Below are 26,309 nucleotides of genomic sequence, written 5' to 3' on the forward strand. Positions count from 1 at the left end.
TTTGCAACACCCTAGAGAGCATGAATGAACAAGCTGGCGGAAAAAGTCCAACAGGCTTTAGTGACGGCCATCGACAACGATGACCTGGTTCTGCCGACATTGCCGGAAGTGGCCCTGAATATTCGTCAGGCTGCTGAAGACCCGGAGATCAGCATCAGCCACTTGAGCAAAGTCATCGGTCGCGACACCGCGCTGTCGGCGCGCCTGATCAAAGTGGTCAACAGCCCGTTGTTGCGCGCTACCCAGGAAGTCACCGACCTGCACACCGCTATCACCCGACTGGGCACCAACTACAGCAGCAACCTGGCGATCGGCCTAGTGATGGAGCAAATCTTCCACGCCCGCTCCGACGTGGTCGAACAGAAGATGCGTGATGTATGGCGCCGCAGCCTGGAAGTGGCGGGCGTCAGCTATGCCTTGTGCCGTAGCCACAGCCAGCTCAAGCCAGACCAGGCGGCGCTCGGCGGCCTGGTACACCAGATCGGCGTGCTGCCGATCCTGACGTACGCCGAAGACCACTACGAGTTGCTTTCGGACCCGGTCAGCCTCAATCACGTCATCGAGAGCATCCACCCGTTACTCGGTGACAAACTGCTGAGCGGCTGGGACTTTCCGGAAATGCTCGCCAAACTGCCCGGCCAATACCTCAACCTGGAGCGCGATTCAGCCAGCCTCGACTACGTCGACCTGGTGCAGGTGGCCGTGTTGTATTGCCATCGCGGCACCGATCACCCCTTGGCCAGCGTACCGGTCTCGACCTTGCCTGCGATCAAGAAACTGCGGTTCGACCCGTACAGCGAAGCCTTGCGCGCCGAGTTGGACGAAGCCCGCTCGATGTTCTATTGATCAGCCCGCGATAAAACTCACCCGCACTTTCAACCCGGCCAGTTCGCCATCATGCAAGCTGATCTGTGCCAGGTGCGCCCGACAAATCTCACCGACAATCGCCAACCCCAGGCCTGAGCCCATACCCTGCTGACTGCGACGGTAGAAACGCTCGAACACGCGATCACGCTCATCCAGCGGGATACCTGGGCCATCGTCCTCCACTTCCAGCACCGCCGGCGCCGTCACCCGCAGAATCACGTTGCCGCCCGGCGGTGTGTGAGCCAGGGCGTTGTCCACCAGGTTGCTCAGCAACTCATTCAACAGGGTCGGCTCACCGCGCAACCACACCGGTTCGTCGGCCTCCAACGCCAACGCCACGCCGCGTGCGTGGGCCAACGGCGCCATGGCCATGCCCAGTTCCCGGGCCAACTGGCTGAGGTCAAGTAACTGTGCGCCGCCCTCGGCAATGGCGCGGGCACCGTTTTCGATACGTGCCAGAGACAGCAATTGATTGGCCAGATGGGTCAGGCGGTCAGTGCCCTGAGCTGCGGTTTCCAGAGTGGTGCGCCACGTGGCGGGGTCTTCGGCGCGCAACCCCAGTTCCAGTCGCGCCTTGAGCGCGGCCAGTGGCGTGCGTAATTCATGGGCTGCATCGGCGATGAACTGCGCCTGTCGTTCGAACTGTCCGCGCAGGCGTTCGGTAAAGTGGTTGAGCGAGCGCACCAGCGGCCCGAACTCATGCTGCACTTCCACCAATGGCAATGGACGCAAGTCGTCAGGCTGACGCTCTTCGACCGCCGTGCGCAGGCGCTCCAGCGGGCGCAATGCCGCACTCACGGCAAACCACACCAGCAACAACGCACCGATGGCAAGCATGCCTAAACGCAGCAAAGTGTCGGCCATCAAGCTGCGCGCCATGCTCACACGCGCTTCATCGGTTTCGGCCACGCGGATTTCCGCCATACCGTTCATGTTCGGTTCGGAAACGGCCTTGAGCAAACTCACCACGCGCACTTCCTGGCCTTGATACACGGCGTCATAGAAGCGTGCCAGTGCGGGATAGTCATCGGTACGCGGCGTGCCTGGCGGTGGGCCGGGCAGGTTTTCATAGCCAGATATGAGCTTCTGGTCGATGTCGTTTACCTGGTAATAAATGCGTCCGGCGCTGTCGTAGGCGAACGTATCCAGCGCCACATACGGCACGTTCGCACTCAAGGTGCCATCCACCTGGGTCAAGCCGGCGGCGATGGTGCGCGCCGAGGCCAGCAACGTGCGATCGTAGGCGGTGTCAGCGGCTTCGCGACCATTCCAGTACGCGCTCATGCCACTGGCGAGCATCAACAGCACCAGCAACAACGCCAGGTTCCACAGCAGGCGCCAACGCAGGCTGCTGGGCTTATGCATCGCGGGCTTCCAGCAAGTAGCCGAGGCCGCGAAAGGTCACGATAGCGATGGGCTGGCCGTCGAGCTTCTTGCGCAGGCGATGCACGTAGATTTCGATGGCATCGGGGCTGGCTTCTTCGTCCAGGCCGAACACCTGGGAAGCCAGTTGTTCCTTGCTCATCACCCGGCCTGGCCGAGCAATCAGCGCCTCAAGCACCGCTTGTTCACGGGAGGTGAGCGTCATCAGCTCGCCGCCCACGGTGAAACGTCGCGTGTCGAGGTCATAGACCAACTCGCCGCAGGCCTGTTGACGCTCGCCACCCAGCACACTGCGCCGCAACAAAGCCTTGACCCGCGCTTCCAACTCGGTGAGCTCGAAAGGCTTGGCGAGGTAGTCGTCGGCCCCCAGGTTAAGACCGTGCACACGGTCTTTCACATCACTGCGCGCCGTCAACATCAGCACTGGCAGATTTTTCCCACGGGCGCGTAGGCGTGCAAGCACCTCGAAACCGTCCATGCGCGGCAGCCCCACATCGAGGATCGCCGCCGCGTATTCCTCGCTGCTCAGGGCCAGGTCCGCCGCCACGCCATCGTGCAGCACGTCGACGGTCAGACCCGTGCTCTTGAGCGCTTGCGCGACACTTTCGGCGAGTTGCAGATGGTCTTCAACCAGCAAGACACGCATGGATTTCTACCTCATTCAGGGGTGGTCGGCGCCACGCTTTGCTGGGCAGTTTACAGGCGCCGCCTGCCCTGTGAAGCCCGAAAACATTGAAAGCCAACTGAAAGGTTAGTGAAAGCTTCGCCCTTTAGCATCCAGCTACGGTGGTCTATGCCCGCCGAGCGGCTTCAGCGCCGCGCCCGAAAAACGCCTCGAAGCGTTTTCGCCAAAATAAGAACAATAACGGAGTACACAACGATGCTGTCGACACAGCCCCAGGCCCCCTCGCCTGTTCGTTTTTCTCGCCTGACCCAGACCGCCCTCGCCAGTGCTGCTACCCTTGCCGGCTTTTCGCCGCTTAGCCAGGCTGCCTTCTTCGAAGACAGTAGCGCGACCCTGGAAACCCGCAACATGTACTTCAACCGCGACTTTCGCGATGGCACCAGCGCCCAGCAATCCAAGCGCGACGAGTGGGCCCAGGGCTTCATGCTCAACCTGCAGTCGGGCTACACCGACGGCACCGTCGGCTTTGGCGTGGATGCGCTGGGCATGCTTGGGGTCAAGCTCGACTCCAGCCCTGACCGCACCGGCACCGGCCTGCTGCCCACGCATGACGATGGCCGCGCCGCCGACGAGTACTCCAAGCTGGGCCTGACCGGCAAAGTGAAGATCTCGGCCACCGAGCTGAAGATCGGCTCGCTGATCCCTGAACTGCCGATCCTCAAGCCCAATGACGGCCGCATCCTGCCGCAGACTTTCAATGGCGGCCTGATCACGTCCAAGGAATTCAAGAACCTGGTGTTCACCGGCGGCCGCCTGGACAAAGCCAAGGACCGCGACGACACCAACTACGAAGACATCGCCCTCAACAACAAGAACAGCCGCTTCGTCAGCGGCGCCACCGGCAAGCACTTCAACTTTGGCGGCGCCGACTACAAATTCGCCGACAAGATCACCGGCAGCTACCACTTCGCCCAACTCGACGACGTGTACCGCCAGCACTTCCTCGGCCTGGTGGCTGCGCGCCCGATGGGCCCCGGCACCTTCGGCACCGACCTGCGCCTGGCCATCAGCGATGACACCGGCAGCGCGCGCGGCGGCACGATCGACAATAAATCCCTCAACGGCCTGTTCAGCTATGCCCTCAATGGCCACAAGCTCAGCGCCGGCTACCAGCACATGTCCGGCGACAGCGCCTTCCCGTATGTGGATGGCAGCGATCCGTACCTGGTCAACTTCGTGCAGATCAACGACTTTGCCGGCGCCGAAGAGCGTTCCTGGCAGGCGCGCTACGACTTCGACTTCGCCAAGCTGGGGATTCCCGGCCTGAGCTTCATGAGCCGTTACCTGTCAGGTGACAACATCAAGCTCAAGAACGGCGAGACCGGCAAGGAGTGGGAACGCAACAGCGAGATCAAGTACGTAGTGCAGACCGGCACGTTCAAGGATGTAGCCGTGCGCCTGCGTAATGCCACGTACCGTTCCAACTACTCAGCCCGTGATGCGGATGAAATGCGCTTGCTGGTCAGCTATAGCGTCGCACTTTGGTAGTACCCCCTCATAACAACAAAGATGGAGATAACCATGACCCCTTCACTGCGTAAATTGGCCCTCGCCGCCGGCTGCATGCTGTTCGCCGGCCAACTGCTGGCTGCCGACGAGCCCAAGCGTCCGGAATGCATCGCCCCGGCCTCGCCTGGCGGTGGTTTTGACCTGACCTGCAAACTGGCGCAAAGCGCGCTGGTCAACGAGAAGCTGCTGAGCAAGCCGATGCGCGTGACCTACATGCCAGGCGGCGTCGGCGCAGTGGCCTACAACGCCGTGGTCGCCCAGCGTCCAGCCGATGCCGGCACCCTGGTAGCCTGGTCCAGCGGTTCGCTGTTGAACCTGGCCCAGGGCAAGTTTGGTCGCTTCGATGAAAGCGCCGTGCGTTGGTTGGCAGCGGTCGGCACCAGCTACGGGGCCATCGCAGTGAAAGCCGACTCGCCCTACAAGACCTTGGACGATTTGGTCAAAGCGCTGAAAAAAGATCCGGGCAGCGTAGTGATCGGTTCCGGCGGCACCGTCGGCAGTCAGGACTGGATGCAAACCGCGCTGATCGCCAAGGCCGCCGGGATCAACCCGCGCGAACTGCGTTACGTGGCGCTGGAAGGCGGCGGCGAAATCGCCACTGCTCTGCTGGGTGGCCATATCCAGGTGGGCAGTACCGACATCTCCGACTCCATGCCGCACATCCTGAGCGGTGACATGCGCCTGCTGGCCGTGTTCTCCGAGCAACGCCTGGACGAGCCGGAAATGAAGAATATTCCGACCGCCAAAGAGCAAGGCTACGACATCGTCTGGCCGGTGGTGCGTGGTTTCTACCTCGGGCCAAAAGTCAGCGATGCCGACTACGCCTGGTGGAAAGAAGCGTTCGACAAACTGCTGGCCTCGGAAGAGTTCGCCAAGCTGCGCGACCAGCGCGAGCTGTTCCCGTTCGCCATGACCGGCCCGGAGCTGGACACCTACGTGAAGAAACAGGTGGCTGACTACAAAGTGCTGGCCAAAGAGTTCGGCCTGATCCAGTAATCGCCCCCTCTTTTGCCCGGTCACGCCCGTTGCACACGCGGCGTGGCCCAGGAGTTCAACATGCTCTTACAACGCATTTTCGCCTCCGTGCTATTGCTGGCCTGTGCCGTCCTGGCACTGATGGCCTGGCCGTACCAGGCATCGTTTTCCTACGAGCCGGTAGGACCTCGCGCCTACCCGCTGCTGATGCTCGGGCTGATGAGCCTGGCGCTGATCTACATGCTGTTCCGCCCACAGCCGACCAAACACACCGAAGAAGAACCCGCGCTGGACCGCGAAACCCTGATCAAGATCGGCATCTGCGTCGGCCTGTTGATCGTATTCGCCGGCACCTTCGAACCCCTGGGTTTCATCCTCAGCAGCATGCTGATCGGCATTCCGATGGCGCGCCTGTATGGCGGCCGCTGGTTGCCGAGTGTGGTGATCGTCAGCCTGATGGCGATTGGTCTTTACCTGCTGTTCGATAAAGCCATGGATGTGCCGCTGCCCCTCGGCCTGCTCGACGTTCTGGAGAACTGATATGGATACTTTCGGCTACTTGGGCCAGGGCTTCGGCGTTGCACTGTCCCCTTACAACCTGGTGACCGCACTGTGCGGCACCCTGATCGGCACCGTGGTCGGCCTGTTGCCGGGCCTTGGCCCGATCAACGGCGTGGCGCTGTTGATCCCCATCGCGTTCGCCCTGGGCCTGCCGCCGGAATCGGCGCTGATCCTGCTGGCAGCCGTGTACCTGGGCTGCGAATACGGCGGGCGGATCAGCTCGATTCTGCTGAACATCCCGGGCGAAGCCTCCACCGTGATGACCACCCTCGACGGCTACCCGATGGCCCGCAAAGGCCTGGCCGGTGTAGCGCTGTCGTTGTCGGCGTGGAGTTCGTTCATCGGCGCGTTTATCGCTACCTGCGGCATGGTGCTGTTTGCGCCGTTGCTGGCCAAATGGGCGATTGCCTTCGGGCCGGCGGAATATTTCGTACTGATGGTGTTTGCGATTGTCTGTCTCGGCGGCATGGCCGGTGACAAACCCTTGAAGACCTTTGTTGCAGCGCTGATAGGCCTGTTCCTGTCGGCTGTCGGCATCGACGCGAACAGCGGCGTGTACCGCTTTACCGGCGACAACATCCACCTCACCGACGGCATCCAGTTTGTGGTGTTGGTGCTGGGCCTGTTCTCTATCAGTGAGATCCTGTTGCTGCTGGAAAAAACCCACCGTGGCCAGGAAGCCGTGAAAGCCACGGGCCGCATGATGTTCAACCTCAAGGAAGCGGGCGCGGTCTTTGTCGTCAACATCCGCTGCGGTTTGCTGGGTTTCATCATGGGCGTGTTGCCAGGTGCCGGTGCGACATTGGCCTCGGCCGTTGCCTACATGACCGAAAAACGCCTGGCCGGTGCCAGCGGCAAGTTCGGCCAGGGCGACATGCGCGGCCTCGCTGCTCCAGAAACCGCCATCGGCGCGTCCGCCTGCGGCGCCCTGGTGCCCATGCTGACCCTCGGCGTACCCGGTTCGGGCACCACGGCGGTGATGATCGGCGCGCTGTCGCTGTACAACATCACCCCGGGTCCGCTGCTGTTCCAACAGCAACCCGACATCGTCTGGGGCCTGATCGCCTCGTTGTTCATCGCCAACATCATGCTGGTGATCCTCAACATCCCGATGATCCGCATCTTCACGCGCATCCTCGCCGTGCCGAACTGGGCGCTGGTGCCGGTGATCGCGATCATCACTGCAATTGGGGTGTACGCGGTGCACGCCACCACCTTCGACCTGTTCCTGATGGTCGGTATCGGCATCTTCGGCTACATCCTGCGCAAGCTCGACTTCCCGCTGTCGCCGGTACTGCTCGGCTTTATCCTCGGCGGTTTGATGGAGCAGAACCTGCGCCGTGCGCTGTCGATCTCCAACGGTGACCTGCAGATTCTCTGGTCGAGCCCGATCACCTTTGGCGTGTGGGTACTGACGGCGCTGATGCTGGCCTTCCCGCTGATCCGCATCTACCGCAAACGTGCCCTGCAGCGTCGTGCCGTGGCCGATGTCTGAGGTCACCTTTAAACATTGGTGGGGAACACCGCTGGTCGGCCTGGCCGGCGGTTACCTGGCCAGCCTCGTCGGCTGGCCTTTGCCGTACATGGTCGGCTCGTTGCTGGCGATTATCCTGGTGCGCTGCCTCACGCCGTGGCAGTTGGCGGAGATTCCCGGCGGGCGCAAATGCGGCCAATGGGTAGTGGGGATCGGGATTGGCCTGCACTTCACCCCGGTGGTGATTGAGCAGGTGATGAGCCACTTCGGGCTGATCTTCGTCGGCGCGCTGGTCACTAGCCTATCGAGCGTCGTCGGGGTGTGGCTGATGCGCCGCAGTGGTGAAGACCGCGCCACCGCGTTTTTCTCCAGCATGCCGGGCGGCTCCGGTGAGATGGTCAACCTCGGCGCACGCAATGGCGCGGTGCTCAGCCGTGTCGCGGCGGGGCAGAGTCTACGAGTGCTGGTAGTGGTGCTGTGTGTGCCGGCGATCTTCAAATATCTGCTGGAAGGCGGCACGCCGCAGTTTCATCCGGCGCCGGTGAGTTGGCCTTGGCTGTTGGCGCTATTTCCGATAGGCGCGCTGGTGGCCTGGGGTTGGCAGCGGTTGCGTCAGCCAAACCCGTGGTTGTTCGGGCCGCTGCTGGTGAGTGCGACGGCCAGCGTCGTTTGGGATTTGCATATCGGCCTGCCAGACGGCGGCAGCCAGATTGGCCAATGGTTGATCGGCAGCGGCCTGGGTTGCCACTTCAATCGTCAATTCTTTCGTCGCGCGCCCTCGTTCATGGGCCGCACCCTGATTGGTACGGCCTTGACCATGGCGCTGGCAACCTTGGCGGCGGTAGGGCTGAGTGTGTTGACCCATCTGGACCTGCGCTCGCTGACCCTGGGCATGATGCCCGGCGGGATTGCCGAGATGAGTCTTACAGCCGAGACCCTGCAACTGTCGGTGCCGTTGGTGACGGCCATGCAAGTGATGCGATTGTTGTTTGTACTGTTTCTGGCGGAGCCGTTGTTCAGGCGCTGGAACCGGCAATCTTGACCCGGGTGGCAGTGGTTCACTTCGGATCGCTGCCATTTGTCTGAACTGTCAACTCTCACAGCTAGGCAAGCTCATCGCCTTGATCCTCAATCGTGCTACTGAACCCTTGAGGATTACAACATGACGCCCCTCCCCCCTACCGTCGCGGACGACGAGAATGATGAACCCGCTGCGATCATCAACACGACTCCCGTACAGGGATCACCTAATCGCCTTGTACTTAACAGAGATGGAAGCCGGCTTTATGTCGCCAGCGCCACCCCCCCACAAGGCATCACGGTCATCGACACCACAAACATGAGCGTCCTTACAACGATTGTCGGGGTGGGTTCGCCCATCTGGCTCGCCATGCACCCGTCAGCCCATCGACTCTATGCCAGCGATAACAGCAAGGCGAGCGATACCCCCATTACGGTGATCGACACCTCAAGCAACACCGTTATCAATCAAATCGGCGGATTCACCACCGTCAATGGCATGGCGTTGAACTCCACCGGTGCGCGCCTGTACATCGCCGACCACGGCGCTTGCGAAGTCGTTGCGATCAACACCACCAACTACGAGCGAATCATCGCCACCGCCGTGCCTTATGCCAAAGACATTTGTGTAGCCCCCGGAAACGCCCGCTCACATGTGGCGTCAACAGCCGATAAATGGACCATTATCTACCTAGGCACCAACAAGGTCGTGTTCCAAACCAATACGGTTGCTGGAGAACCCACCAGCATTGCTCATGCTCGCTTCGCCGCTCGCGTCTACATCACCTACCGAGACCGTGGCGAGGTGTATATCGGGGATACTACCACCGCACAGGCAAGCTCGATTCTCCGCGGCCTGCTCGGCCCTTTTCAGATAGCTTTTCACACCATGCTGGAGCGAGCCTATCTCACCGAAACCGATGGCAACCGAGTCAGCATTATCGATACTCGTACCCAAACCGTGACTGGCATAATCCCTGGTTTCGACAAGCCACGTGGAATCGCTGTGGCCCCCAACGGCCGAATTGCATATGTCGCAAATATCGGCAATTCAACAGTGGCAGAAGTCCGGCTGTAAGGCAGGGCTAGGGTATCAAACCGGCGGCAACCGCCACTCGATCGGCGTCTCGCCATTCTGCTCAAGAAACTTGTTGGTCCGGCTGAAATGCCCACACCCCAAGAACCCGCGATACGCCGACAATGGCGACGGGTGCACCGACGTCAACACCAGGTGCTTGGTCGCGTCGATCAGCTTCTGCTTACCCTGGGCATGGGCGCCCCACAGCAGGAACACCAGATGCGGCTGGTGCTCGCTGACCACCTCGATAATGCGGTCGGTAAAGAACTGCCAGCCCTTGCCCGCATGGGCGTTGGCATTGGCGCGCTCGACGGTCATGGTGGTGTTGAGCATCAGCACGCCCTGGTCGGCCCAGCTTTGCAGGTAGCCGTGATTAGGGATGTCGATGTTAAGGTCGCGCTTGAGCTCTTTATAGATATTGACCAGCGACGGCGGCGCTGGCACGCCCGGTTGCACCGAAAAGCACAGGCCGTGGGCCTGGCCGGGGCCGTGGTAGGGGTCCTGGCCGAGGATCACGACCTTGACCTTGTCCAACGGTGTGGAATTGAGCGCGTTGAAAATCAGCGGGCCGGGCGGGTAGATCTCTTTGCCGGCGGCATGTTCCTGGCGCAGGAACTCGCGCAACTGGGCCATGTACGGCTGCTCGAACTGATCCCGCAGGGCGTGTTTCCAGCTGGGTTCGAGTTTGATACGGTCGTCTTCGGTCATGGTTGAATAGTCTTGTAAAAAAGAATGAGGCGAACCCTAGGAAAGCCGACCCCGCTTGTCAATTGATCTGACACACCAACGGCGCTTTCCTACGAAGCGATCATACTCATCCTTCACCTTCTCGATTGAGGTCACGATGAACCTGCACTTCGAAGAGCTGACCGGCAGCGACGGTGCCCGCATCGGCATCGCCAGCCTCGACGCTGAAAAATCCCTCAATGCCCTTTCCCTGCCGATGATCCTCGCCCTGGGCGAACGCCTTGAAGCCTGGGCCAAGGATCCGAACATCCACTGCGTACTGCTGCGCGGCAACGGCCCCAAGGCGTTTTGCGCCGGTGGTGAAGTACGCAGCCTGGCGCAGGCCTGTCGGGAACAGCCTGGCGTGGTGCCAGCCCTGGCGGCGCAATTTTTTGCGGCGGAATACCGTCTTGATTACCGCCTGCACACTTACCCCAAACCGGTGATCTGCTGGGGGCACGGCTACGTGCTGGGGGGCGGCATGGGCCTGTTGCAAAGCGCCGCAGTGCGCATCGTCACGCCAAGCAGCCGGTTGGCCATGCCGGAGATCAGCATCGGGCTGTACCCGGACGTCGGCGCCAGTTGGTTCCTGTCGCGCCTGCCGGGCAAGCTGGGGTTGTTCCTCGGCCTTACCGGCGCCCATATCAACGGCCGCGACGCTTTGGACCTCGGCCTGGCCGACCGCTTCCTGCGCGATGATCAGCAAGACGAGTTGCTCGATGGTTTGCTGCAACTGAACTGGCAGGAACAGACAGAAATGCAGCTCAACAGCCTTCTCAAGGCGCTGTCCCAGGAAGCCGTCGACCAGCAACCCGAGGCGCAGTGGCTGCCGCGCCGGGCACAAATCGACGAATGGCTGGACGTGGGCGATGTGCGGTGTGCCTGGCGTAATTTGAGCCCACTGCGTGAGCATGCCGATCCCCTGTTCAGCCGTGCCGGCAAGACGTTGAGCGAAGGCTGCCCGCTGACCGCCCACTTGGTGTGGGAACAGATTCAGCGTGCCCGGCACCTGTCCCTGGCGCAGGTGTTCCAGATGGAATACACAATGAGCCTCAACTGCTGCCGCCATCCGGAATTCAGTGAAGGGGTGCGCGCGCGGTTGATCGACAAGGACCAGACGCCGCATTGGCATTGGCCGGATATCAATACGATCCCGGAGGCGGTGGTGCAGGCGCATTTCAACAAGGCGTGGGAAGGCCGCCATCCGTTGGCGGACCTGTCGGATTACTAACGCCCACAAAAAAGCGGCGCTTCATGCGCCGCTTGCATTACTGGCCTGTCAACGGTGACCGCCGCGGCCACCTCCATGGTCGGAACCGCGTCCATGCCCCCCATTTCCCCAACGATCACCGCCCCAGCCCTGGTTCGGATACGGCCGGTAACCGGCACGCGGCCCGTAGTAGCGCGGGGCCGGCTGGTAATAACTCGGGGCCGAGTAGTAGCGCGGTTGTGGCGCGTAGTAGCGCGGTGCGGGGTAGTAATCACGGCGGTACTGATACGCCGTGCCGCCACCGTAGTAATACACCGGTGCCGGTGAGGTGTAGACCTCGGAACGGTAGTAGCTCTGGCCGCCATCGTAATAGGGCACGCAAGCGGAAAGGGTCAGACCGAGTAAAGCGCTGAGCAGCAGTCGTCGATACATGGCGGCCTCCTGGACCGCGGAAGAGCACCTCCAGCGACGCTGGAGAGCGGCACTCGGCTTTCACCGAATGACGAAATATCTGACATCAAAAACTGAATCTGGTGCGTTTCCGTAACGACTTGATACATCTGTTCAAGCTTTATCGATTCAGTAAATTTATCTGGCTCGCAACTTTCTCAATTGCGATGATGTCACTATGACATCGCACCATGCCAGGGAGGCTTTAGCGTGCGCCCTTCGCTACTATCGCCGGATTCGAGCCATGAAAATCTCAACTAAGCTGCTGCTTTCATTTTTACTGTGTGCGTTGATCACCTTTGGAGTCGGCCTGTTGGGGATCAAAGGGGTCGTGCGCCTCTCTTCGGCACTGGAGCTGACGTTCTCCAACAACCTTGTCTCCGTGAGTAATACGGCCGCCACCCTCAATGGCCTGGTCGCCCATAATCGCGGGTTGTATCGGTTAATGGATGCGGCCAACGGCAACGTGGCCCAACAAGACCGCGAGCGCGTGCGCCAGGATATCGCCCAGGAACTCAAGCGCAGCCAGAGCGCCTACGCGACCTATCGCGCGACGCCGCTGGAAGATGACGAACGGGCAGCCGGAGACAAGCTCGACCAGATTTGGCCCACCTATGTCAGCAGCTCCGAACGCATCATGGCATTGCTTGACGGCGGCCAGGTCGATCAGGCCCGCACTCAGTTGAATACCACAAACAATGAACTGTTCCGCCAGGCGCGCGAACTGATCCGCGTGATGATCGAGTCCAATAACCGCCAGATCAAGCAAGGCGCCATCGCCGCCGATGAGCTGCGTGCCAGCGCGTTGACCTGGATGATCAGCGGCATTGTTCTGGCGTTCATGATTGCGATCATTGTGGGTGTATTGATCACCCGCTTGATCACTCGGCCCATCGCGCAGGCAGTAGAAAGTGCACAACGCATTGCTAAAGGCGACCTGACCCAGGCCATTACCACCGAACGCACCGACGAAGCCGGGCAACTGCTGATGGCGCTGTCGGACATGCAGGGCGGTTTGAAAGGCACCCTGGTGGAAATCGCCAACGCCTCCGACCAGCTCGCTTCGGCCGCCGAAGAGCTGAGCGCTGTCACCGATGAAAGCAGCCGTGGTCTGACCCGTCAGAATGATGAAATTCAACAAGCCGCCACCGCCGTCAACCAGATGACCGCTGCCGTGGACGAAGTGGCAAGCAACGCCGTGTCGACTTCGGAAGCTTCGCGCCAAGCGACTACCGAGGCCGAAGACGGCCGTCAACAAGTGGAACAGGCCGTGTCTGGGATGCGCTCGATGGTAGGCGAGATCAACGATTCCACTCAGTCGGTTGCAGATCTTGCCGGGCAAGTACGGGAAATCGGCAAGGTGATCGATGTGATCCGTGGGATCGCCGACCAGACGAACCTGCTGGCCCTGAATGCGGCCATTGAGGCGGCTCGTGCGGGTGAGCAAGGTCGTGGCTTCGCAGTGGTCGCCGATGAAGTGCGGGCGCTGGCCCACCGTACTCAAACCTCGACCGTCGATATTGAAAAGATGATTGGCGACGTCCAGACCGGCGCCGATGACGCGGTCGCGGCAATGAACAAGAGCCTGACCTGGGCCAACGACACCCAAACCCTGGCGCAAAACGCTGGCGAAGCGCTGCAACGGATCACCGCCAGCGTGGCGAAGATCAATGAGCGCAACCTGGTCATCGCGTCCGCCTCAGAAGAGCAGGCCCAGGTGGCCCGCGAAGTGGACCGCAACCTGCTGAACATCCAGGACCTGTCCACCCAAACGGCCGCCGGTGCTCACCAGACCAATGCGTCTAGCCAGGACCTGTCGCGTTTGGCCACTTCGTTCAACGTACTGGTCAGCAAGTTCCAGCTCTAAGTAGCTTGGGCCGGGTCGGCCCTGTATCGTGCACGGCATACCTTGCCCGATCCAGCCCGAACCCGCCCATGACCACGCCAACACTCTGCCCCGCCTGTGGCGCGCGCAACGACTGCACGCTGGCCGACCCGCGCACAGCCGACCAAGCCTGCTGGTGCTTCAGCGTCACCATCGATCCAGCGGTGCTTGAGGCCCTGCCCTCGGAGCTGCGCAACCAGGCTTGTCTGTGCCCACGCTGCGCCCAGGTGGATCAGCAATTGCGCGGGGCTGAGCCAACGTAATGCGGGTTGATCGTCTCCTCAGTAACCTGCCGCGCTTCAACCGCAAGCAAGTGCGCCTGTTGCTGGCAGAGCGGCGTGTGTCGGTGGATGGCGTTGCGGTCAGCGATCCTCATCATGAGGTCCGGGAATTCAGCCGTGTGTGCGTTGACGATGAAGTGCTGCAGGCCGGCAAACCGGCGCGCTACTTCATGCTGCACAAGCCCCAGGGTTGCGTAAGCGCCACCGCAGACCCGCAGCACCCAACCGTGCTGGATTTACTGGATGAGCCGGACAAAGGTGAGCTGCACATTGCCGGTCGTCTGGATTTCAACACCACCGGTCTGATGCTGATCACCAATGACGGCCAGTGGTCGCGGCGACTGACGCAGCCACAGACCAAGCTGCCCAAGGTCTACCTTGTGGAGACCGAGCAGGCTATCGGCCCTGAGTATGCGATGACCTTTGCCCAGGGCCTGTACTTCGCATTCGAAGACCTCACCACCCAACCCGCCGAGTTGGAATTACTGGGGCCGACCACCGCACGGCTGAGCATCGTCGAAGGCCGCTACCACCAAGTGAAACGCATGTTCGGGCACTTTGATAACAAGGTGATCGGCCTGCATCGCGAGCGGATGGGCCCTTTGGTGCTGGATGTGGCCCTCGCGCCGGGCCAGTATCGGACGCTGACTGACGACGAAATCCGACAGGTCTGACGACCGTTCAGCCGGTGATGGCAAAAAACCGCCTCAGCGCCTTGCAGGGTCGCACCGCTGCTGCTTGAATCAGGATCACCCGTTTAAATATGACTGGCGAGTCACCTATAACCTCCAAGAAACACCTTGCCCCGCCCGCGCTTGATCTACGGGCCTCTCAGGCAAACAGCCCGCCATAACAACAGCCGTCGGCCAGCCGTCACCGGATCGACATGGGCCCTCCTTTTCCAGGCGTATGCCTACCTGTCACAAAGCTCGTGCAGAGTGATCTGCGCGCCCTACCCGCTTGCCAGGAGTCTTACGACATGAGGCCAGAAATCGCTGTGTTGGATATACAGGGTCAGTATCGGGTTTACACGGAGTTCTATCGCGCGGACGCTGCTGCAAAGACCATCATCCTGGTCAACGGCTCCATGGCCACCACGGCATCCTTCGCCCAAACCGTGAAAAGCCTGTACCCGCAATTCAATGTGGTTTTGTACGACCAGCCCTACGCTGGCCGCTCCAAAATCCACAACCGCCACGAGCAAATGCTGACGAAGGAAGTCGAAGGCCAGCTCCTGCTGGAACTCATCGATCACTTCGCCGCCGAACACGTGCTGTCCTTTTCCTGGGGCGGCGCCGCCACCCTGGTTGCCCTCGCCCATCGCCCTCGTCGCGTGGAAAAGGCCGTGATCAGCTCGTTCTCGCCGGTGATCAACGCCCCGATGCGCGACTACTTGGAACGCGGCGTCGACTACCTCGGCAACCTCGACCGCGACCGCGTCGGCCACCTCGTCAACAGCACCATCGGCAAACACCTGCCGTCACTGTTCAAGCGCTTCAACTACAAGCACGTGAGCAGCCTGGCCGAGCATGAGTATGGGCAGATGCATTTTCACATCAGCCACGTGCTGAACAGCGATCGCTTGTGCTACCTCAAGGCGGCCAAGCAGATCGACATTCCGGTGTTGTTTCTCAACGGTGAATGGGACGAATACACCAGCGCCCAGGATGCCAAGCTGTTTGGCCAGCATGTGGCCAACAGCAGCTTCAGTACGATTCAGGCGACGGGGCATTTCCTGGACATGGAGCACAAGGCGGCGTGCCGGGACAGCCGGGATGCGGTGGTGGGCTTCTTGAAACCGGAGCGGCAGGTCAGCCGGTTGCGCTATCACCAAGGCCAGGCGCAGCATGCCTTTGCCATTTGAATGCTTGGGTAGGAGCTGGCTTGCCTGCGATGGCTCTCGGGTGTATCAGGTAAACCGAGGCGATGCCATCGCAGGCAAGCCAGCTCCTACAAAGGCACATAACCCACACATTTTTGAAGAAAAACTTCAAATCCCCGCGAACTTCTGGTACAAAGTCAGCCGCTCTGAGCGGGTATAGTTTAATGGTAGAACAGTAGCTTCCCAAGCTTCCGACGAGGGTTCGATTCCCTCTACCCGCTCCACTCAAATTCTCGTTTCGCGTCAAGTTGCGTTTGACGGGGGATGCATAAAAAACCGGTCCTTGATGACCGGTTTTTTTATGGCCGCGATTTGACGCATCGATCATCGGTCGGGAATACCTGTACAAATCTATATTCTTGTACAAGTATCCTTCGAACGTGCTGACGCACAATCACGGAGCCGAGCAATGACACGTCTACTGGTTTCATTGTTATTGATGTTGAGTTTGAGCAGTTGCGCCAACGTAGGCGTCGAGCGCTACGTTGATCAGCAGCCGCATCTGGACCTGGAGCGTTTCTTCAGCAAGCCCGTCAAGGCCTGGGGCATTTTCCAGAAGCGTTCCGGTGAGGTCACCAAGCGCTTTGAAGTGGATATCGCCAGCCGGCGCGAGGGCAACGCCTTGATTCTCGACGAGCGTTTTCTGTACAGCGACGGCACGCGTCAACAACGTGTATGGACGCTGACACCGGATGGCCCGGGGCGCTGGAAGGGCCGGGCGGGTGATGTGGTCGGCGAGGCAATCGGCGAAGTGGCGGGTAACGCGCTGCGTTGGCGCTACAGGCTCAACCTGCCGGTGGACGGTTCGGTCTACGAGGTGAGCTTTGATGACTGGATGTATCTGATGGACGAGGACACCTTGATCAACCGCTCCAGCATGACCAAGTTCGGCGTCGAATGGGGCCAAGTCACGCTGTTCTTTCGTCGCCAATGAATGACCCGCAGTGAGGGTGAAACATGAACCTGCAAATGCTGACTGAGTTGGCCATGAACGGTGAAGTTCGCGAGCTGGAGTTACTGTCGCTGGAAGGTGGCTTCTATATCGCGCGCATCAGGCTGGATAACGCGGAGATGACACTGCAGGGCGATGACGCCCAGCCGCTGCGCATCGGCTCCACCACGCATTTGCGCAGCCTGTTGCAACGGGTTCCGCCCTTTCCCTGCGTGCTGGTGCAGCACTGTGTGCACGATGAAATGTGCGGTGTGCGGGAAGGACCGATCGGCGCATTGCGCATTCCGTTTACGCTGGCCTCGTCCCTGTAGCATCTGGAATTTGTTGGCTCCCCTCCCCCTTGGTATGGGCGGCCTGGGAAGGCAAGCCTATGCGGTGCGCCAAGTGACCTAGGCGGCTTGATCCACGCGGTCCTGCGCCGCTTCCACCAGCATCAGCCCCAACTCGATCATTTGCTGGATCGCAAGGGCCAGGTAGCGCTGTTGGGAAGGCAGGGTTTCGGCGAACTCATTGGTCATGGCTCCCGCACCGGCGATGGTTTCGTAGGCGTTGGCGAGCAGTGCTTCGGTGTTGGCTTCGGGACGGACGCTGAACAGTTTTACGGATGGATTCCATGAGTCATTACGCATCTGTTGATCCTCGATAAGGACCACCACCCCAAGGGTTAGGGTGGCAGCTGTACGCAGGTTAGTAGACCGGAAATTTCCTCGAAAACCGGCGCGCCCGAAGACGCCCTGCGCACAGCTACCAATAGATTCAGGCACTGAAATGCCTGACTGCAAGGACAGCCATACGCCGAGGAAATTTTTTATCGGGCTACTAAACCCGACCGCTGATGGGCAGCGGCAGACGAACCTTAAAGAGGTCGCCCAAGGCGCACAACTCGGACGATTCTGATGGTTGTGTAGGCAATGCCGCAAGGTTCGAATACAGCCTCTCTCCCCGAACTGCCACTGCAAATTTTGGCAACAGGAAAACCTTCAAGAACGTTTGAAACCGAAGCGCTCCCCACGCACCCTCCCCAGCCTTTGCCAGCTGCCATTCCTATTGCCAACAAGTATCCACTTGGATACAGTTGGGCCACGCGAGGTCCTGTGAGCTATTTGATCCAGCAAACCCAAGCCTTCATTAACTGGCGTTCAGAAGTACGCGACCTACGAGCAAAGATCGCAATAGGTCGACGTATCGAAAGAGCCAGCATGGGTAACCTGGGCGATATCAAGACACTAGGTAACGGCATCTCAGAAATGCGGATAGACGTTGGTTCGGGTTATCGAATTTATTTCACTTTGCGAGGTAAGGTGATCGTCATCTTGCTGGTAGGCGGTGACAAGTCTTCCCAGGACACTGATATCCGTAGAGCAAAAAAATTGGCAAAAGAGGTTTGATCATGAAACAAACGCTGACGACATTTGATATGGCCGAACTGCTCGACAGCGACGAGGCCATCAGTGAATACCTCTCTCAGGTTCTGGCCGACGGCGACAATCAAGAATTTCTTCGCGCCATCGGCTACGTGGCTAAAGCCCGAGGAATGACAAAGATCGCTGCCGAAGCGGGCATGGGTCGTGAGAGCCTTTATAAGGCATTCGCCCCTGGCGCAAAACCTCGCTTCGAAACTGTACTCAAAGTACTCCACTCCCTCGGTATCGATCTATTTGCGCGGGCTGGACATCCGGTCGACCGCTCGATTATTTGAGCTCGAAGCCCCGCCGCACCACCCACGCCAACGGCAACGTCACCAGCAACACCCCCGCCAATACCATCACCGCCACCGACACACCCAGCACATCCCCAACCCCGCCGAACACCACCGGCGCCAGCGCACCACCACCGATGGTGCCGGTGTAGAACATCGCAAACGCCTGCTCCCGCTTCCCCGCGCCCGCCAGATCCGGCACGGCGCCGTACAGCACCGAAGACGTACCGTTGAGCACCAGGCCCAATAACGGCAGCATCGCCATCAACCCGGCCAGCGGCACATACACCGCGGCAACGATCAGCAACGCAGTGCTGGTTTCCGTCAGCCACACGGTTTTCATCATGCCGATGCGCGCCCCTAGATAGCCGCAGAGCAATTTGCCGAATGCGCCACCGATAAACAGCAGCGTCAGGGCCAGGCCAATACCGGCAGTGCCCGCGCCTTTCGCTTGCAGCAGAAAGGGCAGGAAGGTGAGAAAGCCCATGCGTACGGCGCTGTCGAGGGTGCCTGTGAGAATCAAGGCGCGCAGGCCGGTGACGGAGCCACTTCCGCTGAAAGGCTTTGCGCTTTTTGTAGAGGTGGATTCGGATGCTTTTGCAGGAACCAACCACCACAGCAACCCCGCCGCTGCCAAGCCGAGCAACCCCAGCAACGTCGCGCTGGCACGCCAGCTGATGACGGTGAGCAGCAACCCAATCAAGCCCGGAATCAGCGTTTTGCCAATATCGCCGGAAAAGTTGTACTGGGACAGTGCCTGCTTGATTCCGCCACCGTCCTCGTAGGCGTCGCTGATCATCGAGGAGGCCAGCGGGTGTTGGGTGCTGGCGCCCAATCCACCTAACAGAAGTGCCAGCAGCAACATCACCAATCCAGTGGCTTGGCCCACCATTAGATAAGCAGCACCGGCAAGTGCTGTGCCGCCCACCAGCATCGATACCCGGCCCCAGCGTTTCGCGGCGCGGCTGGCCATGAGTTGGAACACTGCCATCATCCCGGAATAGGCACCGCGTAACAGTCCGATCTGGGCGTAGGACAGCGCGAACTGCGCTTGCCAGATCGGCAATAGCACGTAGATGACATCGGTAAGGCCATCATGCACGGCATGGGCGCTGCAGCCGGCGATCAAGGTACGGCGGCGGTTTGAGGTGTCGTTCATGGCGTCGCGATCAGTTGAGGTTTAACGGGCTTCCAGCCAGTGAGCGCGATCAACAAGGTCAACACCTGGAAGGCGATAATCAGCATCACACACCCGGCCCAGCCCCAACGCTCCCAGATCAACGCCGGGATAATCGCACCGCAACTGCCGCCCAGGTAGTAACAGGTGAGGTACACGCCCACGGCGCCTGCTTTGTTGTCACCTGCGGTCGCGGTGGTGAATGCGTTGGCCGCCGCCTGGGCCAGGAACACGCCAGTCGAGCTGAGCGCAAGGCCTGCAACAATGCACCACAAAGAGGGCAACAGCGTCAGCGCGGAGCCGGTAATACCCAGCACCGCAGCCACGCTCAGCAGTTCAGCATGTGGCCGGGCCTTGCTGAGACGGCCGGCGATGGGAATCACGATCAGCGCCAGCAGGAACACCATGTACAGCGTGCCCAGCGCCGCAGGCCCCAGGCTGAACGGCGGTAATCCGAGATACAAACCTGCGTAGGTAAACGCCGCCACCTGGGAAAACAGCACACAAAAACCTACCGCGTAGGCGGCCAATAAAGGCTTGCGAAAAACCGCCGAAAACGCAGTTTCAACCCTCACGGATCGCGCACGGCTGACCGGTAAAAGGAACTGGATAAACCCACCCACCATCAGGCTTAGCACTGCCATCAATTCAAAGGCTTCGCGCCAGCCCACGTACTCCGTCATCACACCCGTGACGAAGCGCCCGGCAAACCCACCCAACACCGTCCCGGCGACATAAAGGCTGGTGACCTCCGTGACCGTGCCGCCACGCCAGCGGTCGCCGATGTACGCCACGCTGGTAGCAAACACCACCGGAATCAGCATGCCCTCCACAAAGCGCCACACCAGCACCTCGGCAAAGCTGTCGGCATAGGCTGTCATCAACGCAGGCACCGCCAGCAACAACGCCGCAGCGCTGATCACCGTGCGTTGCTCAAAGCGCCCGGTCAGCCGGCTGACGAAAGGCGCAGTGATCGCCACCGCCAGGGTCGTCACGGTGATACTCCACCCCGCCGCCTTGGCGCTGATGTGAAACTGCGCGGCGAACGTCTGGAGAATGCTCTGGGTGGCATACAGGTTGAGAAACGCCGCGCAGCCACACAGGAACAGGGCAAGACGGGCACAATGCAGGCGCGGTTTCATGAAACCTCTCGTTTTATTTTGTGAGGTCTTTATAGAATGGCCGGCAGGTCTAAAACCAATACCGATTTCAGACCGATCGATACCCAAGGACCAGGATGCTCGACCTACGCAAGCTGCGTTACTTTCTGACGGTCGCCGAAGAATTGCACTTCGGCCGCGCGGCCATTCGCCTGCACCTGGCGCAGCCGCCGCTGACCCGCCAGATCTCGGCGCTGGAGACCGAGTTGGGCTTCAAGCTGTTCGATCGCACCAGCCGTACGGTCACCCTCACCGCGCAAGGCCGCTCGTTCCTGCCCTATGCCCGTGGTGTGCTGGAGCAGGTTGAGTTGGCGCAAGTGATCGCCGGCAAACTGGCGGCGGGCACTGCGGGGCAACTGACGCTGGGGTATGTGAGTTCGATCGCGCTTTCGGACCTGTTCAGCCAGGCGATCCAGGCATTTTCCCTGCGCTTCCCCGATGTCCAGTTGACCCTCGTGGAATGCGCCTCCGGCAGCCTCGGCGCGCAGGTGGCGGATGGGCGGCTGGATATCGGCTTGAGTCGCCTGTTGCCGCAAGGCGAAGCGGTGCAAGCGCTGTCCCTGGGCGAAGAAAGGCTGGTGGCCGCCGTGTCCAGTGAGAGCCCGTTGGCCCGCCAGGCAAGCGTCAACCTGGCGCAGCTCAGCGCGTACCCGTTGATTCTGTTTCCGGCGGATTATGGATCGGGGCTCAACCAGTCCATCGAGCAGCTTTATCGGCATCATGGCCAGCCTTTGTGCCCGGGCCCGACCGGGCGGCAGATCACGTCGATCATTGCGCTGGTGGCCGCCGGGCAAGGTGTGGCGTTGGTGCCGGCATGTACGCAGAGTTTGATGAATAAAGGTGTGACGTACAGGCCGCTGGCGGAAGTGGATGCGTGTGCGCAACTGTTAGTTCTTACCCGAAAACAAGAACACAACTTATTGATCCAAGCCTTTATGAACGTAATAAATAGAGTGATATAGCCTAGATAGCGTATCAAGGGTTTTGAAAGAGCCCTCGTACGTTCCTTTCGGAAAATTCGTTCAATATGAATGGATGCGGTCGCGTTGATTACACAGCTTTGGTGGTTATAGTAAGTACCCTTTTGAGGGTTCAATGATGCTTTACCCGATTGCAATTTCAAGCGGCGACGAGGATCACGCCTGGGGCGTGGAGGTGCCGGATATTCCCGGCTGCTACTCCGCCGGTGACGACCTGGACGACGCCATGGCCATGGCTCGCGAAGCCATCGAAGGGCACTTCGAGATACTGGCGGAAGACGGTGCACCGATTCCCAGTGCGCAGAAGGTCACCCTGCATGCAGCCAACCCTCAGTACGCAGGCTGCACCTGGGCGGTGGTGGACATTGATGTCACCAAGTATCTGGGCAAGGCGCAGAAGCTCAACATCACGCTGCCGGGCTACCTGCTGAACCGCATTGATGAATATGTACTGCATCATCCGGAAGAAAAAAGCCGCTCGGGGTTTCTGGCGTCGGCGGCGCTTAAAGTGCTGCAACAGGAAGGGTAACGATGCTACTACTCAAGCCCAGCCACTCCAGACACCCCACCTACAAGGTGATCGGCCTGGTACTGATCCTGCCGCTGATGATCTCGTTGATGAGGCTGGGTGGAATGGGTGTGCTATTAGCCCTTGCGACTTCAGCCTATGGCGTCTGGTTCGCGGTTCGGTACGCCAGTACGGGGCTAAAGGTGACGGCTGTGCTGGTCACATTGCTCAATATCCTCTCAACGGTGTTGCTATCGACCCCCTCGGTGTTGATGGCCCTCGGTTACATCGCGTGGTTGTTCGCTTATCCGGCGTTCTCGGAGTGGCTCTACTGGCGGCGCTGAATTTGATCGCAAGAAACGTAGTTTGCCGATCAGCGCTCCACTCTAGACTCCCACTGCACCCACCTTCAGGAGCCCGCTCATGACCTACGAATACAAACTCATGCCCTCCCCGGTCGGCCAACTTACCCTGGTGGCACGCGACGGCAAACTCAGCGCCATTCTGTGGGAAACCGAGCGCGCCAACCGTGTACGCCTGGGTGAATTGTACGAAGCGCCTGAAAGCCCGGTGCTGGTGGAAACCCAACGCCAGTTGCAGGAGTATTTCGCCGGCACCCGCAACCATTTCGAGCTGGAACTGGATTTCGCCGGCACTGACTTCCAGAAACAAGTCTGGCAGGCGCTGCTAACGATTCCCTTCGGCGAAACCCGCAGCTACAGCCAGATCGCCCAGCAGATCGGCAACCCGAAAGCGGTACGTGCGGTGGGTGCCGCCAATGGGCGTAACCCCATCTCGATCATTGCGCCGTGCCATCGGGTGATTGGTGCGTCGGGTGGGCTGACCGGCTTTGCAGGAGGGTTGGAGGCCAAACAGTATTTGCTGGCGCTGGAAGGTACAGGCCAGGCTGAATTGGCGTTCTGAAGGCCCTCAGCAAATGTAAAAAGAAATTTCAAAGAATCCCTGCGGTCCATTATTTCATCACCCCCTTCCAAGGAAAACGGTCATGAAATTCTCCGCAGTCTCCCAATCCCTGTCCCGTTGGGCCGGCAGCCCGCGCACGTTCTACGCGGCAGTGGCGTTGATCCTGGCGTGGAGCCTGAGCGGGCCGTATTTCCACTACAACGACACGTGGCAACTGATCATCAACACCTCGACCACCATCATCACCTTCCTGATGGTGTTCCTGATCCAGAACACGCAGAACCGCGACAACGACATCCTGCATATCAAGATCGATGAACTGCTGCGTGTGTCCAAGGATGCACAAAATGCCGTGCTCAGCCTGGACGGCCTGGACCGCAAAGAGCTGGAGAAACTGCGCCAGGAATACCGCAGCATCGGCAACGCGGGCACGGTGAGCCTGAATAGCAGTTGCGGTCATGCTGCCGACGATGCGGCACCGACCAAGACCGATTTGAACCAGGCATAAAAAACGGCGGTTGGATCTGATCCAACCGCCGTTGTTTTATTTCAAGTGACGCACTTAACCGTCGCCTTGATGACCTTTGCCGTAGGTCGACGCCAAGGCGCGAGCCTTCTGCAAACGCTCTTCCAGCTTGGGCAGCGTCTCATCGACCAGCGCTTTTATTTCCGGCACGTCCGACGCCGCGCCTTCCTGTTTGAACAGCGCGATGGCGTCTTCGTTTTCCTTCACCTGCTGTGCGGTGTAGGCCGCATCAAACGAGTCGCCGTCCTTGAGTTCGGGCATCAGGGTTTCGGCTTTGTCGACAATTTTTTCCCGCGGCGCTACCGGCAGATCAAGCTTCTTGGCGATGGCCGCCAGGTGCTGGTTGGCCAGGGTGCGCTCGTTGATCACCTCGATGGTGTAGTCCTTGATCTCTTGGGAAGAGGTCTTGGCGTGGGCCATGCGACTGGTTTCGATATCGGCCATACCCTTGGCCGAAGCCTGCTCGATGAATTCAGCAGGCGACTGGGCGAAAGCATTGCTGGCGCCGAGGCCCAGCAGCATCGCGAAACTGGCGGTGCGTAACCGGATAGCCATGCGGCTCATGATGGGTTCCTCCAGGCTGAAAATAAAGGCGGGGGAACACACCCCGCCCTCAATTCGAATTTTCAGGGCGGCAAAGGTTTAGAAAAAACTCGCCAGTGCGACGAACGGTCGTCATCAAATCAAGTGGGTTTGCTGCCAAACAGGCCCGGCAAAGCGTGCGCCAGGGCGTTGATGGCGAAGCCAATAAACACCGCCCACTTCCCGCGCGCCAACAATCGCGATCAGCGCCGTGGAGCACTACACCAGATGCCCACAAAGGAAACCGGCCCCGGCACGACGACCACGGGCGGCGCCGATGCCAAATACGGCCAGCCCCCCAGGCCCCGGGGTAATACCGTAGATGAAACCTGAAGCGAGGACGGCCAGCAGCAAGGATGGGGTCATGGGCGCGACTCAAACTGAGGGTTAAGCGGTGGAGGGATTCTGCACGTTCCCACCTACGGGTAAAACTGCATTCCGGCATAGGGCTTGGCCCGACAGGCTTGCAGCCGCGAGGCCAGGTCGCCGACATGGGCTTCGAGCTTGTGGCCATCGGGGTCGAGAAAATAGAACGAGGCACCTTCACTGCGGTTGTCGCGCCACTCCTCTACCCGCGCTGCTCGCAGGCGTTCTACCAACGCGGTGAAATCAGCCGCTGCCACTGTAAACGCGTAATGGGTGTAATCGGCCGCCGGCTTCGAATCGCGCAGCGCATCGAGCGACAAACACAACCAGAGCCCCGGCAGTGAGAGATAGGCGCCGGCGTTCCAAGTGGCATCAAGGTGAAGTTGCAGCAGCTCATGGTAGAAACGGATGCTGCGCGGCAAGTCGGTGACGGCCAGGGTCAGGTGGTTGAAGCCTGAGAGCATGTTGGGGTTTTCCTGTCAGCAGTGGCTTTCGGACAATACACCCTGCACCCGCCCAATCAACCATTGCAACCCCGAATCCCCGCCCCGCCGTACATGCCACGCCAGTTCGAACGCAAACGACGGAATATGAAAGGGCGGCGGCACCGCCAGCAACTGCTCTTGATCAACATCCAGCACGCCTCGGGAAGACACGGTCAGGATCAAGTCCGTGCCCCGGATCAACTGCGGCGCCACGCCCCAGTGCGGCAGGCTGATCGCCACATGCCGACGCTCCCGAATCGCCGTCAGAGCCCGCTCGATTTCCGGCGTGCCACTGCCGCGCATTTCCAGCAATACATGGGGGCGTGACAGGTAGGTGGGCAGATCCAGTGTGCCGCTTGCCGGCAGGCTTTCGCGGTCCACCAGACAGGTGTAGTGCTCTTCGAACAAGGGTGTAGTCCGCAGTTCGGCGGGCATGTCGGGGAACACCCCCGCCGCCAGGTCGAGGTCGCCATTGAGCACCCCGTCCACCATACCTTCACGGCTGGCCTGGATGATTTGCAGGTCGATACCCGGCGCTTCGCGGCGCAGCGCACGCACAAGGTCGGGTAGGAACATCGCCGCGCTGTAGTCAGACATCGCCACCCGAAACCTGCGCTTGGCCGACGCCGGGTCAAAGCGATTCGGCGCCAGCAAGGCCTGCACCTGGGCCAGGGCTTCAGCCAGTGGCGCGGCCAACTCCAGCGCGCGGGCGGTCGGCACCAGGCTGCCACCTTGGCGCATCAGCAGCGGATCACCGAGCAGGTCACGCAGACGCGCCAGCGCATGACTGACCGCCGGTTGGCTCAGGTGTAGACGCTCAGCCGCACGGGTGACGTGTTGCTCGCTGAGCAAGGCGTCGAGGATCACCAGCAGGTTGAGGTCGATGCGGCGCAGATCATTCATCAGCTGCATGCTCAGCATAAGAACTTGGAATTTAAATTTGCGTGACGAATAGCCTAGAGTC

The 26,309-nt window shown here is 60.2% G+C and carries 31 protein-coding genes, 1 tRNA gene and 1 pseudogene; 22 read left to right on the forward strand and 11 right to left on the reverse strand.

Annotated elements, in window-relative coordinates; all coding sequences use genetic code 11:
- Positions 1–24: 24 nt before the first annotated feature.
- The gene (locus tag ACP7C6_RS14640; protein ID WP_068937622.1) at positions 25–846 is read left to right on the forward strand and encodes an HDOD domain-containing protein; all 822 of its coding nucleotides are present in this window, start codon (positions 25–27) and stop codon (positions 844–846) included.
- Here ACP7C6_RS14640 and ACP7C6_RS14645 read toward each other — a convergent pair whose 3' ends face one another.
- Both ACP7C6_RS14645 and ACP7C6_RS14650 read right to left on the reverse strand, forming a co-directional pair.
- Positions 847–2,232 carry a sensor histidine kinase gene (locus ACP7C6_RS14645; protein ID WP_028619336.1) on the reverse strand — a complete coding sequence of 462 codons (1,386 nt, stop codon included), beginning with the start codon at positions 2,230–2,232 and terminating at the stop codon, positions 847–849.
- Complete coding sequence (locus tag ACP7C6_RS14650; RefSeq protein WP_122686423.1) at positions 2,225–2,896, reverse strand: response regulator; 672 nt, start codon at positions 2,894–2,896, stop codon at positions 2,225–2,227. Before ACP7C6_RS14650 ends, ACP7C6_RS14645 begins: the two co-directional genes overlap by 8 nt.
- A 234-nt stretch (positions 2,897–3,130) precedes the next feature.
- On the opposite strand from ACP7C6_RS14650, the gene ACP7C6_RS14655 reads away from it, so the two are divergent.
- The 6 genes from ACP7C6_RS14655 (at position 3,131) to ACP7C6_RS14680 (ending at position 9,552) form a co-directional block, all read left to right on the forward strand.
- Positions 3,131–4,423, forward strand: a complete 1,293-nt coding sequence (locus ACP7C6_RS14655; protein WP_068937620.1) for an OprD family porin — start codon at positions 3,131–3,133, stop codon at positions 4,421–4,423.
- Between the two features lie 33 nt (positions 4,424–4,456).
- Positions 4,457–5,440 (forward strand): Bug family tripartite tricarboxylate transporter substrate binding protein, encoded by a 984-nt coding sequence (locus tag ACP7C6_RS14660; protein WP_016975161.1) that lies wholly within the window; start codon positions 4,457–4,459, stop codon positions 5,438–5,440.
- A gap of 60 nt (positions 5,441–5,500) precedes the next feature.
- Complete coding sequence (locus ACP7C6_RS14665; RefSeq protein WP_236318869.1) at positions 5,501–5,959, forward strand: tripartite tricarboxylate transporter TctB family protein; 459 nt, start codon at positions 5,501–5,503, stop codon at positions 5,957–5,959.
- A gap of 1 nt (position 5,960) precedes the next feature.
- Positions 5,961–7,475, forward strand: a complete 1,515-nt coding sequence (locus ACP7C6_RS14670) for a tripartite tricarboxylate transporter permease (RefSeq protein WP_012722750.1) — start codon at positions 5,961–5,963, stop codon at positions 7,473–7,475.
- Positions 7,468–8,496, forward strand: a complete 1,029-nt coding sequence (locus ACP7C6_RS14675; RefSeq protein WP_028619333.1) for an AbrB family transcriptional regulator — start codon at positions 7,468–7,470, stop codon at positions 8,494–8,496. Before ACP7C6_RS14670 ends, ACP7C6_RS14675 begins: the two co-directional genes overlap by 8 nt.
- Before the next feature lie 120 nt (positions 8,497–8,616).
- Positions 8,617–9,552 carry a YncE family protein gene (locus tag ACP7C6_RS14680; protein WP_236318871.1) on the forward strand — a complete coding sequence of 312 codons (936 nt, stop codon included), beginning with the start codon at positions 8,617–8,619 and terminating at the stop codon, positions 9,550–9,552.
- 15 nt (positions 9,553–9,567) lie between these two features.
- Here the strand turns inward: ACP7C6_RS14680 and ung are convergent, their stop codons facing one another.
- Complete coding sequence (ung, locus tag ACP7C6_RS14685; protein ID WP_010212240.1) at positions 9,568–10,260, reverse strand: uracil-DNA glycosylase; 693 nt, start codon at positions 10,258–10,260, stop codon at positions 9,568–9,570.
- Between the two features lie 136 nt (positions 10,261–10,396).
- Between ung and ACP7C6_RS14690 the strand changes: the two genes are divergently transcribed.
- Positions 10,397–11,509 carry an enoyl-CoA hydratase/isomerase family protein gene (locus ACP7C6_RS14690; RefSeq protein WP_028619331.1) on the forward strand — a complete coding sequence of 371 codons (1,113 nt, stop codon included), beginning with the start codon at positions 10,397–10,399 and terminating at the stop codon, positions 11,507–11,509.
- Between the two features lie 48 nt (positions 11,510–11,557).
- Here ACP7C6_RS14690 and ACP7C6_RS14695 read toward each other — a convergent pair whose 3' ends face one another.
- Positions 11,558–11,920, reverse strand: a complete 363-nt coding sequence (locus ACP7C6_RS14695; protein WP_426108929.1) for a hypothetical protein — start codon at positions 11,918–11,920, stop codon at positions 11,558–11,560.
- Positions 11,921–12,182: 262 nt separating this feature from the next.
- Between ACP7C6_RS14695 and ACP7C6_RS14700 the strand changes: the two genes are divergently transcribed.
- The 7 genes from ACP7C6_RS14700 to ACP7C6_RS14730 all read left to right on the forward strand — a co-directional run bounded on the left by ACP7C6_RS14700 (position 12,183) and on the right by ACP7C6_RS14730 (position 17,249).
- Positions 12,183–13,805 (forward strand): methyl-accepting chemotaxis protein, encoded by a 1,623-nt coding sequence (locus ACP7C6_RS14700; protein WP_028619329.1) that lies wholly within the window; start codon positions 12,183–12,185, stop codon positions 13,803–13,805.
- 68 nt (positions 13,806–13,873) lie between these two features.
- The gene (locus ACP7C6_RS14705; RefSeq protein WP_028619328.1) at positions 13,874–14,086 is read left to right on the forward strand and encodes a cysteine-rich CWC family protein; all 213 of its coding nucleotides are present in this window, start codon (positions 13,874–13,876) and stop codon (positions 14,084–14,086) included.
- On the forward strand, positions 14,086–14,778 hold the full coding sequence (locus ACP7C6_RS14710; protein ID WP_305384082.1) for a 16S rRNA pseudouridine(516) synthase: 693 nt from the start codon (positions 14,086–14,088) through the stop codon (positions 14,776–14,778). The genes ACP7C6_RS14705 and ACP7C6_RS14710 overlap by 1 nt, the downstream gene beginning before the upstream one ends.
- Before the next feature lie 305 nt (positions 14,779–15,083).
- Entirely contained in the window at positions 15,084–15,968 is an 885-nt protein-coding gene (locus tag ACP7C6_RS14715) for an alpha/beta fold hydrolase (protein ID WP_068937617.1), read from the forward strand.
- A gap of 168 nt (positions 15,969–16,136) precedes the next feature.
- A tRNA-Gly gene (locus ACP7C6_RS14720) sits at positions 16,137–16,210 on the forward strand.
- Between the two features lie 185 nt (positions 16,211–16,395).
- Entirely contained in the window at positions 16,396–16,920 is a 525-nt protein-coding gene (locus ACP7C6_RS14725) for a DUF3833 domain-containing protein (RefSeq protein ID WP_123476410.1), read from the forward strand.
- Positions 16,921–16,943: 23 nt separating this feature from the next.
- A complete protein-coding gene (locus tag ACP7C6_RS14730; protein WP_122814831.1) occupies positions 16,944–17,249 on the forward strand; it encodes a DUF6482 family protein in 306 nt (101 codons plus the stop codon).
- Positions 17,250–17,327: 78 nt separating this feature from the next.
- Here the strand turns inward: ACP7C6_RS14730 and ACP7C6_RS14735 are convergent, their stop codons facing one another.
- Positions 17,328–17,567 carry a DUF6124 family protein gene (locus tag ACP7C6_RS14735; RefSeq protein WP_426108930.1) on the reverse strand — a complete coding sequence of 80 codons (240 nt, stop codon included), beginning with the start codon at positions 17,565–17,567 and terminating at the stop codon, positions 17,328–17,330.
- 465 nt (positions 17,568–18,032) lie between these two features.
- On the opposite strand from ACP7C6_RS14735, the gene ACP7C6_RS14740 reads away from it, so the two are divergent.
- Both ACP7C6_RS14740 and ACP7C6_RS14745 read left to right on the forward strand, forming a co-directional pair.
- The gene (locus ACP7C6_RS14740; RefSeq protein WP_068937614.1) at positions 18,033–18,326 is read left to right on the forward strand and encodes a type II toxin-antitoxin system RelE/ParE family toxin; all 294 of its coding nucleotides are present in this window, start codon (positions 18,033–18,035) and stop codon (positions 18,324–18,326) included.
- 2 nt (positions 18,327–18,328) lie between these two features.
- Entirely contained in the window at positions 18,329–18,637 is a 309-nt protein-coding gene (locus ACP7C6_RS14745; protein ID WP_016975142.1) for an addiction module antidote protein, read from the forward strand.
- Here the strand turns inward: ACP7C6_RS14745 and ACP7C6_RS14750 are convergent.
- Positions 18,630–19,796, reverse strand: coding sequence for an MFS transporter (locus tag ACP7C6_RS14750; protein ID WP_426108931.1), 1,167 nt, complete (start codon positions 19,794–19,796; stop codon positions 18,630–18,632). The genes ACP7C6_RS14745 and ACP7C6_RS14750 overlap by 8 nt on opposite strands.
- The gene (locus ACP7C6_RS14755; protein ID WP_426108932.1) at positions 19,793–20,956 is read right to left on the reverse strand and encodes an MFS transporter; all 1,164 of its coding nucleotides are present in this window, start codon (positions 20,954–20,956) and stop codon (positions 19,793–19,795) included. Before ACP7C6_RS14755 ends, ACP7C6_RS14750 begins: the two co-directional genes overlap by 4 nt.
- 95 nt (positions 20,957–21,051) lie before the next feature.
- Here ACP7C6_RS14755 and ACP7C6_RS14760 point away from each other — a divergent pair, with 95 nt between their 5' ends.
- The 5 genes from ACP7C6_RS14760 to ACP7C6_RS14780 all read left to right on the forward strand — a co-directional run bounded on the left by ACP7C6_RS14760 (position 21,052) and on the right by ACP7C6_RS14780 (position 23,894).
- Complete coding sequence (locus tag ACP7C6_RS14760; protein WP_028619319.1) at positions 21,052–21,936, forward strand: LysR family transcriptional regulator; 885 nt, start codon at positions 21,052–21,054, stop codon at positions 21,934–21,936.
- A gap of 136 nt (positions 21,937–22,072) precedes the next feature.
- Positions 22,073–22,483, forward strand: a complete 411-nt coding sequence (locus tag ACP7C6_RS14765; protein ID WP_028619318.1) for a type II toxin-antitoxin system HicB family antitoxin — start codon at positions 22,073–22,075, stop codon at positions 22,481–22,483.
- A 2-nt stretch (positions 22,484–22,485) separates the two neighbouring features.
- Entirely contained in the window at positions 22,486–22,806 is a 321-nt protein-coding gene (locus ACP7C6_RS14770) for a hypothetical protein (protein WP_028619317.1), read from the forward strand.
- A gap of 79 nt (positions 22,807–22,885) precedes the next feature.
- On the forward strand, positions 22,886–23,386 hold the full coding sequence (locus tag ACP7C6_RS14775) for a methylated-DNA--[protein]-cysteine S-methyltransferase (protein WP_028619316.1): 501 nt from the start codon (positions 22,886–22,888) through the stop codon (positions 23,384–23,386).
- A gap of 82 nt (positions 23,387–23,468) precedes the next feature.
- Positions 23,469–23,894 (forward strand): low affinity iron permease family protein, encoded by a 426-nt coding sequence (locus tag ACP7C6_RS14780; protein ID WP_028619315.1) that lies wholly within the window; start codon positions 23,469–23,471, stop codon positions 23,892–23,894.
- Between the two features lie 54 nt (positions 23,895–23,948).
- Here ACP7C6_RS14780 and ACP7C6_RS14785 read toward each other — a convergent pair whose 3' ends face one another.
- The 4 genes and pseudogenes from ACP7C6_RS14785 to ACP7C6_RS14800 form a co-directional block, all read right to left on the reverse strand.
- Positions 23,949–24,476, reverse strand: a complete 528-nt coding sequence (locus tag ACP7C6_RS14785; RefSeq protein ID WP_016975135.1) for a DUF4142 domain-containing protein — start codon at positions 24,474–24,476, stop codon at positions 23,949–23,951.
- 240 nt (positions 24,477–24,716) lie between these two features.
- Positions 24,717–24,860, reverse strand: a pseudogene (locus ACP7C6_RS14790) (LysE family translocator); the annotation flags it as partial.
- 53 nt (positions 24,861–24,913) lie between these two features.
- Complete coding sequence (gene fos, locus ACP7C6_RS14795) at positions 24,914–25,324, reverse strand: fosfomycin resistance glutathione transferase (protein WP_068937608.1); 411 nt, start codon at positions 25,322–25,324, stop codon at positions 24,914–24,916.
- A gap of 15 nt (positions 25,325–25,339) precedes the next feature.
- Positions 25,340–26,257, reverse strand: coding sequence for a LysR family transcriptional regulator (locus tag ACP7C6_RS14800; RefSeq protein ID WP_376713287.1), 918 nt, complete (start codon positions 26,255–26,257; stop codon positions 25,340–25,342).
- Positions 26,258–26,309: the final 52 nt, after the last annotated feature.

Source organism: Pseudomonas sp. TWR1-1-4 (assembly GCF_049897165.1).
In the GTDB taxonomy this organism is placed as follows: domain Bacteria; phylum Pseudomonadota; class Gammaproteobacteria; order Pseudomonadales; family Pseudomonadaceae; genus Aquipseudomonas; species Aquipseudomonas canadensis.

What these genes read in the sequence shown, in the direction of transcription:
- ACP7C6_RS14715 (WP_068937617.1), top strand. Translation starts at nt 15,084, where the DNA reads ATGAGGCCAGAAATCGCTGTGTTGGATATACAGGGTCAGTATCGGGTT.
- ACP7C6_RS14705 (WP_028619328.1), top strand. Translation starts at nt 13,874, where the DNA reads ATGACCACGCCAACACTCTGCCCCGCCTGTGGCGCGCGCAACGACTGC.
- ACP7C6_RS14700 (WP_028619329.1), top strand. Translation starts at nt 12,183, where the DNA reads ATGAAAATCTCAACTAAGCTGCTGCTTTCATTTTTACTGTGTGCGTTG.
- fos (WP_068937608.1), bottom strand. Translation starts at nt 25,324, where the DNA reads ATGCTCTCAGGCTTCAACCACCTGACCCTGGCCGTCACCGACTTGCCG.
- ACP7C6_RS14770 (WP_028619317.1), top strand. Translation starts at nt 22,486, where the DNA reads ATGCTACTACTCAAGCCCAGCCACTCCAGACACCCCACCTACAAGGTG.
- ACP7C6_RS14645 (WP_028619336.1), bottom strand. Translation starts at nt 2,232, where the DNA reads ATGCATAAGCCCAGCAGCCTGCGTTGGCGCCTGCTGTGGAACCTGGCG.
- ACP7C6_RS14800 (WP_376713287.1), bottom strand. Translation starts at nt 26,257, where the DNA reads ATGCAGCTGATGAATGATCTGCGCCGCATCGACCTCAACCTGCTGGTG.
- ACP7C6_RS14755 (WP_426108932.1), bottom strand. Translation starts at nt 20,956, where the DNA reads ATGAAACCGCGCCTGCATTGTGCCCGTCTTGCCCTGTTCCTGTGTGGC.
- ACP7C6_RS14670 (WP_012722750.1), top strand. Translation starts at nt 5,961, where the DNA reads ATGGATACTTTCGGCTACTTGGGCCAGGGCTTCGGCGTTGCACTGTCC.
- ACP7C6_RS14750 (WP_426108931.1), bottom strand. Translation starts at nt 19,796, where the DNA reads ATGAACGACACCTCAAACCGCCGCCGTACCTTGATCGCCGGCTGCAGC.
- ACP7C6_RS14655 (WP_068937620.1), top strand. Translation starts at nt 3,131, where the DNA reads ATGCTGTCGACACAGCCCCAGGCCCCCTCGCCTGTTCGTTTTTCTCGC.
- ACP7C6_RS14695 (WP_426108929.1), bottom strand. Translation starts at nt 11,920, where the DNA reads ATGTATCGACGACTGCTGCTCAGCGCTTTACTCGGTCTGACCCTTTCC.
- ACP7C6_RS14650 (WP_122686423.1), bottom strand. Translation starts at nt 2,896, where the DNA reads ATGCGTGTCTTGCTGGTTGAAGACCATCTGCAACTCGCCGAAAGTGTC.
- ACP7C6_RS14730 (WP_122814831.1), top strand. Translation starts at nt 16,944, where the DNA reads ATGAACCTGCAAATGCTGACTGAGTTGGCCATGAACGGTGAAGTTCGC.
- ACP7C6_RS14675 (WP_028619333.1), top strand. Translation starts at nt 7,468, where the DNA reads ATGTCTGAGGTCACCTTTAAACATTGGTGGGGAACACCGCTGGTCGGC.
- ACP7C6_RS14680 (WP_236318871.1), top strand. Translation starts at nt 8,617, where the DNA reads ATGACGCCCCTCCCCCCTACCGTCGCGGACGACGAGAATGATGAACCC.
- ACP7C6_RS14660 (WP_016975161.1), top strand. Translation starts at nt 4,457, where the DNA reads ATGACCCCTTCACTGCGTAAATTGGCCCTCGCCGCCGGCTGCATGCTG.
- ACP7C6_RS14710 (WP_305384082.1), top strand. Translation starts at nt 14,086, where the DNA reads ATGCGGGTTGATCGTCTCCTCAGTAACCTGCCGCGCTTCAACCGCAAG.
- ACP7C6_RS14690 (WP_028619331.1), top strand. Translation starts at nt 10,397, where the DNA reads ATGAACCTGCACTTCGAAGAGCTGACCGGCAGCGACGGTGCCCGCATC.
- ACP7C6_RS14735 (WP_426108930.1), bottom strand. Translation starts at nt 17,567, where the DNA reads ATGCGTAATGACTCATGGAATCCATCCGTAAAACTGTTCAGCGTCCGT.
- ACP7C6_RS14785 (WP_016975135.1), bottom strand. Translation starts at nt 24,476, where the DNA reads ATGAGCCGCATGGCTATCCGGTTACGCACCGCCAGTTTCGCGATGCTG.
- ACP7C6_RS14780 (WP_028619315.1), top strand. Translation starts at nt 23,469, where the DNA reads ATGAAATTCTCCGCAGTCTCCCAATCCCTGTCCCGTTGGGCCGGCAGC.
- ACP7C6_RS14640 (WP_068937622.1), top strand. Translation starts at nt 25, where the DNA reads ATGAACAAGCTGGCGGAAAAAGTCCAACAGGCTTTAGTGACGGCCATC.
- ung (WP_010212240.1), bottom strand. Translation starts at nt 10,260, where the DNA reads ATGACCGAAGACGACCGTATCAAACTCGAACCCAGCTGGAAACACGCC.
- ACP7C6_RS14765 (WP_028619318.1), top strand. Translation starts at nt 22,073, where the DNA reads ATGCTTTACCCGATTGCAATTTCAAGCGGCGACGAGGATCACGCCTGG.
- ACP7C6_RS14760 (WP_028619319.1), top strand. Translation starts at nt 21,052, where the DNA reads ATGCTCGACCTACGCAAGCTGCGTTACTTTCTGACGGTCGCCGAAGAA.
- ACP7C6_RS14745 (WP_016975142.1), top strand. Translation starts at nt 18,329, where the DNA reads ATGAAACAAACGCTGACGACATTTGATATGGCCGAACTGCTCGACAGC.
- ACP7C6_RS14725 (WP_123476410.1), top strand. Translation starts at nt 16,396, where the DNA reads ATGACACGTCTACTGGTTTCATTGTTATTGATGTTGAGTTTGAGCAGT.
- ACP7C6_RS14775 (WP_028619316.1), top strand. Translation starts at nt 22,886, where the DNA reads ATGACCTACGAATACAAACTCATGCCCTCCCCGGTCGGCCAACTTACC.
- ACP7C6_RS14665 (WP_236318869.1), top strand. Translation starts at nt 5,501, where the DNA reads ATGCTCTTACAACGCATTTTCGCCTCCGTGCTATTGCTGGCCTGTGCC.